Raw genomic sequence first — 8415 nt, 5'->3', positions numbered from 1 at the left:
TTAGCTCTGCGCCTCTTCTAACGTTTTTTCATCAATTAGGTAGTTGGCGATGCAACTGAGTTTTTCGATGGTTTCTGTCAATTCACGCTCAGGCTTAGATTGGTCAATGACACCAGCGCCAGCTTGTAGCCATGTACTGTTATTGGCGCGATAAATTGAACGCAGCACTAAAGCTGAGTCCATAAACCCGTCATTATCTACAATCATTACACAGCCGCTGTACCAATCTCTGCTATTTGGTTCAAGGCGCAATATGGCTTCTATGGCCTCACGTTTTGGGATCCCTGACGCCGTAACCGCAGGGAAGAGCGCTTGAAATGCATGCCATGGGTTTTTACCATTACTTAGTTGACCGCAGACGCGAGAGGCTAGGTGTTGTACACTGCCGCGACGGCGCACAGCCATAAATTCACTTACCGAAATTGAACTGGGTTCACATATTTGCTCCAATTCTTCTTGGGCTAATTTTACTGATACAGCGTGCTCGGCTATTTCTTTGGTGTCGTTAAGAAGTTCTTCTCGCAGCTGCTGCTCTTCTTGTGGCGAGTTACCTAGTGAGCGAGTACCAGCTAGGGGCTGTGTGCTGATATATCCCTTATTGCTGGCTTCAAGTAGGGTTTCTGGGCTGAAACCTGCAATTGAAAAGTCGTTTAGCTGGTAGAGGAATGAGCGTGCAGGGGAATTATGTAAACGGCCGTAGCGGAAGCTCTTATTCAAGCAAATGCTGTCCGATACATGAATACGGCGAGACAAGATCACTTTTTGATATTGCCTGTTGCAAATTTCTTCAATGGCTTTAGCAACCGATGTTTTATATTCATCTTTATATTGCGTGTTGATCTGTGGTGTTTTTAGAGGCTTAAAGGCAGCCGTACTTTCCGTTTGTACGCATGATGTATCTGCTTTTAACACTAATGTTTCAAGCGCTTTGAGGTCAGCCTCAGTCAACGCGCGCAATATCGCTTTATTTGCTTCAAGGCGTACCTCTAGTTTTGGCACAAATAATTGTAAAGACTTTTCATGCTCAGTGCGTGTTTGAATACCGTGAAATACGCTGGCTAGTTCAAACTTAGCTACGCCATATAAGCGCCAGTTTTCGAATTGAATACTTTGCAGGGCCTGCGCCATCAGCTCGGGAAAAGGCTTGCCATTAAAGTGTTTTGTCTTTTCACCTTGTTGTAAGGTTATTTCGTTGCCGTTAGAGTGCAGTTCAGCTACTTTGCCAAGGCCAACAGACCAAGCAGATTTACACTCGTATACGGCTTTAAATGGATGATTACTGAGCTCAGAAATACTCGGGGCTAACTGCGCTAAAGTTGACTGGACAGAGATGGTTTTTTCAACATAGGGTATTGGTTTTAACTGATTCATGGTGGTCTCTACATACTCATCTTCAGCACGTTTTATTAGTGCTTTTTTATTTATCTTTCCTATAGCAGTGAGTGGCCAAAAGCTGAGCGAAATGATTTGATCTGGATATTTAAAGCGCGCAACCTGCTGTTCTTGCAGTAGTTGATAAACCTCACTGAGGGAAACAGGCTGACTAGAAATAATGCAAGCACAGCTACGTTCGCTAAGATATGCGTCTGGTACGGGCACTAGTATGGCTTCATCAATATAGGGGTGGGAGAGCAGGCGTTGTTCTATTTCTGCGACAGCGATTTTTTCTCCTGCGCGGTTAATCTGTTCTTTGATCCGCCCTTCAACAATTAGGTTGCCAGCTGGGTTCATACGAACCAAATCACCCGTACGGTAAAAGCCGTCAGTGGTAAAGGTTGTTTGGTTATGTGCTTGTGCTTTGTAGTAACCCGCGATGGTATAAGGACCTTTGGTTTGCAGCTCACCAACACTACCTCGAGCGACGGGGTTGTCTTGTTCGTCAACAATGCGTATTTGATCGAGGTCGCAAAGTGGGCGGCCTTGGGTATGCATCACTTCATTTAACGGATCATCCAGGCGGGTGAAGCACAGTAATCCCTCGGCCATACCAAACACTTGTTGCAGTTGACAACCAAGTACATCAGGCACTTGTGTCGCTTGCTCGGCAGTGAATTTAGCACCACCCACTTGCAGCAGTTGCAGGCTACTTATATCGGTGTCATCCCATTGTTTAGCCTCAAGCCATAGTTTCGTTAAAGCGGGTACCAAAGCGGTGTGAGTAACTTTGTGTTGTTCTATAAGTGGAAACGCTTCGTCTGGCCCAGGTGTTGGACACAGCACCACTGTTCCACCCTGACAAAGCGTGCCAATGATCCCGGGACATGCCAAAGGGAAATTATGGGCGATTGGTAAAACCGCTAAATAAGTGGTTTGCTCATCAAATTGACATAGCTTGGCAGAAGCTTTGGCATTGAAGTAATAGTCATTGTGACTGCGTGGAATAAGTTTAGGGGTACCTGTAGTACCACCAGAAAGCAACATGAGTGCCGTGGATGTTGGATCAATATTAGAAACCTGCATGGGCTCGGTGCTGTCTAACTGAGAAAGGGATGTATACGGGGTATCGCTTGGTGTATCACTCGTGACCAAGACATGCTCAATACTTGAACATTTGGACACAATACGTTGGGCCATGGCAATATAATCGTGACCCAAATAACTGCTTGGCACTACGTATGCTACAGGGTTACTGAGTTCACACAACGCTACAATATCGGACTCACGCTGCGCGGGCATGGCCAAAATTGGGATGACACCTAATTGGAACATTGCGAAGCAACTAATTACAAAATCGAGAGAATTAGGCAATTGCATCATCACGTGGTCGCCGGCTTTTAAGCCTAAATTGCAAAATCCAGCACGGCGCGCTACCACGCGTTGCTCAAATTGAGTGTAAGTGAGCTCAGTTTCACCTTCAATCAGGGCGACGTTATCTGAAAATTGAGACCGCCAATCGGCGACAAGGGAACCAAGACTTTGTTGCTGCCAAATATTTTTTTCAATATAGAGGTCTTGCTCAGCCTTCGGTCGGACTGGCGTATCAGTTGTTGTTTTCACTATTGTTCTCCGGTTATGAAGCACGGTCGCGGTTTATTTTTTGAGTCGAGGCAACTGCGAGTGTTATTTGTCATGAAGTTTTCTTGCCCAAAAAATATGTTTTTGGACAATTTGTTCCCACCCCAAAAAGTTGTTGTATGCCCCAATCGGTAATTTTTTCGGGAAAATTTGCGTGGATATCAGAGAACTTATACTTATTTCCGATCTGGGGGATATTGAACTGATAAGGGGAGCGTTGTCAGGGTTGCTGCAATAGGCTTAGCGCTATTTTTTATTGTGCTTAGATAAATCACGGTGTGGTAAAAGTGGCAGCATAAACCAGAGATACAAACTAGGTATTTGTTCTAGTATTTAATGATTGACTCTGCTGTTCAAGTTGCACGTTTGGTTGATATAAACCTGATATCTCTAAAAGCTATGGGATCGGCAAGAGCATATTTGCGTTGTTGCACGATTTTAATACCGCTTAGGGTTAGTTTATACGACAGATTTTTAACCGCATTTAAAGGAGTAGGTATATGCGTGTTGAATCGCATGAAACCGAGGGACATTGCAGTCCCTGGTCAATTATTTTTGCTATCTGTGCACCTTATAAAGGCAAAATGTTGATAGCTTTTAGCCTAATGGTGCTTGTCACTTTGCTTGAAATCGTGCCTGTGTATTTGTTATTTCTTTCTATTCAAGCCTTACTTAATCCTTTATCGGCTTCGATTGAACAATTGTTATGGATTGCTGCAGGGATTTGTGGCGCGATTTTATTGAAATCAGGGTGTGCTATGGGCGCCTATTACTTCAGCCACCAAGTCTCTTTTAAGGCGCTCACTAAAGTTAGAATGACACTCGCAACCCAATTGGCAAATATGTCGTTGCTATGGCTCAGTGCTCAAAACCCCGCCGTTTTAAAACAAAATATATTGCAAGATGTTGAGCATATTGAAAACTTTATAGCCCATCAAAGTGTTGAGTTGTTTAACGCAATCCTTACACCTTGTGTCGTCTTTACGGTGATCGCATTTATAGATTGGCGGCTTGCACTCAGTGCGGTTGTTGTTGTGCCGCTAGCATTTTTTGTTAGTGGTTTATTTATGCATAAAACAGCAGGTCAGTACGAGCGGTTTAGCCTTGTGTCAGAGGATTTGACCACGACACTAAGTGACTACGTTAAAAATATGCCGTTGATGAAGCTATATAATTTAGACAGTAAACGATTTGCCGTTTTAAATCGAAAGTTGGATCAATACCAAAAGTTGGTACTCGAACTCACCGGCCAAACGGTACCTGGCTGGACGTTATACACCGCATTGCTGAGTGGATCTTTTGTTTGCTTGCTACCCGCAGCGATTAGTTTACATAGTGCGCAAAGTGTCACTACTGAGCAGGTTATTTTAAGTATATTACTGGCTGTTGGCATGCTTAACCCAATCATCAAAGTGAGTCGTTTTTTTATGGAAGCAAACGAGTTACTAGCTGGCGTTAAACGGATCACGCCTATCTACATGGCGCGCTTTTCTAATTCAGCTAGCACACCTGTTAAAGTTGATAAAAGGTTGCCGCTGATGCAGTTTCATCACGTGGATTTTGCTTACCAATCTCATCAGGTTTTGGCGGGCGTGCACTTTAAGCTAGTACCCAATTCATTGAATGTTATAGTCGGTGCATCTGGTAATGGTAAATCCACGCTTGCGATGTTGGCATGTGGTTTATTGTCTCCTTCATCAGGTAAAGTGCAACTATTCGGGCAGGATGTGTGTTTAATGAGTGACAGTGTCCGATCACACTTTATGAGTGTGGTGACGCAAGAGTGTTATTTATTTGAGGGTACCCTACGAGACAATATTTTGTTTGGCCGTAACCATATTAGCTCCGATGCGATAGAGCGCGCCATTATGGTCGCTCAACTAAAGCTTTGGATAAGTCAATTGCCTGATGGCCTCGAAACCCAGGTACAAGTACGCGGACAAAATTTGTCTGGGGGAGAAAAACAACGTATTGCTATTGCACGTGCTTTGGTGGCCGAGCCCCCTTTGGTGATTTTAGATGAAGCTGCGGCCGCAATGGATAATGTGACACAATCTAAATTCTATCAGGCTATTCAAACGTACTATCCAAACACCACTTTCTTGGTGATCACCCACAAGTATTTAGGTCTTGAAAATATCGGTCAGATCCTTGTCTTGAAAGAGGGGAAAATTGTCTCACAGGGAACTCATGGCGAATTGTTGTCGAATTGTGATTATTATCGTCACAGCTGGTTGCTACAACAAAGCGAAGGAGAGCAACAAAGTCCGATGAAAGACTCGTCAAATTTCCAACCTATACATTATGAGATTTAAATGGACAGACAAGCATTATTGAGTATTGGTCGTGTGATAGAGCATGCAAGCTCTGGCAAGTGGCGCTTTTATACTGGCGTTGTTTTTCGAGTATTGGAACGCAGTGTGGCAATTACACCGTTGCTGTTATGTTTCCACTGGCTACAACAGCAGTTTTTAACCACGCCAAAAATGATGCCTTGGCTTTCAACACCAATGGATTATTTGATGGCGCTAGGTGGTTGCTTTGTGATGCAACTGATATGTGCATATATAGGCCAATACCAAAGCTTTGTAGGCAGTTATCAGGTTGTTCATGCGTATCGTATTAAATTGATTAATCATGTACGACATCTGCCTCTTGGTCGTGTGCGACGCACCCATAGCAGTGAGTTTTTAGAAATGCTCACTGAGGATATAAAGAAAATTGAAGGTATTTTTTCCCATATCGCTCCCGATCTGATTTCTGCTTTGGTGACACCTGTGATTGGTCTAGTGGTGATGTTATTTATCAATCCTATTTATGCCCTTAGTGCATTGATACTATTGCCTTTAGCATTTTGGGTAATGGAGGTGTCGAAACGAAAGTTTGTGCAAGTCGCTAGCGCTAAGCAGCAATCATATCGCCAAAGTGCCAGCACTATTACCGATTATATTGAAGCGTTAAAAACCCTCAAGTTATATGACCAAGCACAAACATGTTTGTCCCATCTTGCCAAGCAGCTAGAGAAAACAAAGCAGCATAGCCTACAAGTGGAAATGTGGGGAGCCGGCCCCGTATTAACCTATCGTATAGTGCTAAATATGGTGCTCAGTATGTTTGTGATAATGCTAGCCATAACCTTACCCGAGCAGCGTTTTTCAGGCGTAGATTTTACCACTATTCTATTTGCCCTGCTGCTAATCAAACTACTTGAACCCCTTCAAGAAGTTGGCGAATATCTAACGGTTTTACGTCTGGCTATGCAGTCTGAGCGCAAGCTTGAGGTTATTCTAAATGAGCCTGTGTTGGTAGAGCCAGATAGCCCCCAATTACCAAGCAATTTTGATATAGAGTTTGAGCGAGTATCGTTTCAACACGGGGCTAAAAAGGTCATAGATGATGTGAGTTTTTGTGTGCCACAAGGCACGACAATGGCCATTGTAGGTGCATCTGGTAGTGGCAAGTCTACATTATTAAATTTGTGTGCCCGCTTTTTTGACCCTAATTCAGGTTGTGTGAAAATCGGTGGTCTAGATCTTAAAGATATTGGCTCCAAGGGCGTGCATCAGTTAGTTAGTATGGTGTTTCAAGATATTCAGTTAATCGATGCCAGTATTGTTGAAAACATTCGTATTGGTCGGCTAGATGCCAGTGATGAAGAAGTAAAAGACGCGTGCAAAACGGCTAACTGCTTAGAGTTTGTTGATACGTTACCAAATGGCATAAATACCCGAGTAGGCGATGGTGGTTTATTGCTATCTGGCGGTCAAAGACAGCGTATTGCAATTGCCCGAGCACTATTAAAAGATGCACCTATTGTACTGCTTGATGAAGCCACAGCCTCACTTGATCCTATTACTCAATCAGAGGTAATCATCGCCATGAATAACCTGTTGCAAAATCGTACCGTGGTGACCATTGCACATCGGCTTTCTAGTATAGAGGGTGCTGATCACATTATTGTACTTGAGCAAGGTAAAGTAGTGGAGTCGGGTTGTCACCATCGCCTGTTAGCGCAGAGGGGACACTATACATATCTTTGGAATACACAGGCTATGCAATTTGTGTAAAAGGAATTTGTATTGCCATCATCAAAAGGAAACCAAATGACCAATTTAGTCAACAATGAGGGGATGCCAGAGGCGGTTGATGCATTTAGTCTGAAGCCGCTGATGTTTGAGACATTTGTTTGTACTATGGCTGTGATGGGGTTTACTGCGTTAGCAGGTCCTATTGCTCATGTGATTGGGCTCAAAGCATGGCAAATTGGCACGGCGATGACCGTTGCTGGAATTGCTTGGGTTATTATGGCACGGTTCTGGGGAAGCCTTAGTGACCGAAAAGGTCGGCGCCCGGTGATACTCTTTGGGCTTACAGGTTTTGTCATTAGCTATGCATTTTTAGCAGTCTTTATCGACTTTGCGATGCAGACCGCATTAGTGCCCGTGCTTGCATTTTCAGGCATAGTGGTTGGACGTGGATTCGCTGGGATGTTTTATGCTGCGGTACCTGCGACTTGCGCCGCTTTAGTCGCGGATCATGTTGTGCCTAAACAACGCGCGGCAGCGATGGCGGGGATTGGTGCGTCAAGTGCGGCTGGTATGGTGATTGGTCCTGGGTTTGTTGGACTACTTGGGCCTTTTAGCTTAAGTATGCCTTTGTATATTTCCGCAATGTTGCCCCTTATTGCCCTGATTGTTCTTTGGCGGGTACTGCCAAGGTACGAACGACATGCAAAACCCAGCAACAATCGCGTTCGTTTAACGGATGTAAGGCTACGTCGACCTGTTACCGTGGCTTTTATAGCAGCTTTTAGTGTGGCTGTTGCGCAGATCACAGTTGGCTTTTTTGTCCTTGATAGGCTTAAGCTTGACCCTGCTGACACTGCACGTGCTGCAGGGATTGCACTTGCGACTGTTGGTGTGGCACTGATTATCGCGCAAGTAGCACTCCAGAAGCTTGAATGGCAGCCTGCGCGACTAATCCAATTCGGCGGAGTCATCGCTGCCACTGGATTTGTGTCTGCGATTTTTGCATCAGCGCCTATCTTGCTCTGGGTTTGCTATGGTGTCGCTGGCTTTGGTATGGGATGGATATATCCGTCTGTCTCTGCTTTGGCTGCCAATTCGGTGGAGGCTGATGAGCAAGGCGCGGCTGCCGGAACGATATCAGCGGCGCAAGGACTGGGTATTGTAATTGGCCCGATTATTGGAACTGTTATTTATGAAATAGAGATTGGGTTGCCGTATGGACTAATAGCAGGAATGCTATTATTAGTCGCTCTGATCCCAGCTCGCACTCGCGCTTAATCACTCAAAACTTGGGATGGTAACTTGCTCTTTAGCCGTTGATATCCCTTAGGGTAGCGTCCTTCAACTTCTATATGCCTTGAATACACGCACA

At 44.5% G+C, this 8415-nt stretch carries 4 protein-coding genes; 3 read left to right on the top strand and 1 reads right to left on the bottom strand.

The window, feature by feature from the left end:
- A complete protein-coding gene (locus MHN32_RS23825) occupies positions 1-2997 on the bottom strand; it encodes a salicylate synthase (protein WP_239421000.1) in 2997 nt (998 codons plus the stop codon).
- 518 nt (positions 2998-3515) lie between these two features.
- Here MHN32_RS23825 and MHN32_RS04160 point away from each other — a divergent pair.
- The 3 genes from MHN32_RS04160 to MHN32_RS04150 are packed head-to-tail and all read left to right on the top strand — an operon-like array spanning position 3516 to position 8321.
- Positions 3516-5330, top strand: coding sequence for an ABC transporter ATP-binding protein (locus MHN32_RS04160; RefSeq protein ID WP_206471754.1), 1815 nt, complete (start codon positions 3516-3518; stop codon positions 5328-5330).
- A complete protein-coding gene (locus tag MHN32_RS04155) occupies positions 5331-7082 on the top strand; it encodes an ABC transporter ATP-binding protein (protein ID WP_239420999.1) in 1752 nt (583 codons plus the stop codon).
- Between the two features lie 36 nt (positions 7083-7118).
- Positions 7119-8321 (top strand): MFS transporter, encoded by a 1203-nt coding sequence (locus MHN32_RS04150; protein WP_239420998.1) that lies wholly within the window; start codon positions 7119-7121, stop codon positions 8319-8321.
- The last annotated feature ends 94 nt before the right edge of the window (positions 8322-8415 follow it).

The organism is Pseudoalteromonas sp. Of11M-6, from assembly GCF_022347905.1.
Taxonomy (GTDB): domain Bacteria; phylum Pseudomonadota; class Gammaproteobacteria; order Enterobacterales; family Alteromonadaceae; genus Pseudoalteromonas.
Note: the sequence above shows the minus strand (reverse complement) of the source record. Positions and strands in the feature narration are given on the sequence as shown.

Bases quoted from the DNA above. Each gene is read 5' to 3' on its own strand.
- MHN32_RS04160 (WP_206471754.1), top strand. From the start codon at position 3,516: ATGCGTGTTGAATCGCATGAAACCGAGGGACATTGCAGTCCCTGGTCA.
- MHN32_RS04155 (WP_239420999.1), top strand. From the start codon at position 5,331: ATGGACAGACAAGCATTATTGAGTATTGGTCGTGTGATAGAGCATGCA.
- MHN32_RS04150 (WP_239420998.1), top strand. From the start codon at position 7,119: ATGACCAATTTAGTCAACAATGAGGGGATGCCAGAGGCGGTTGATGCA.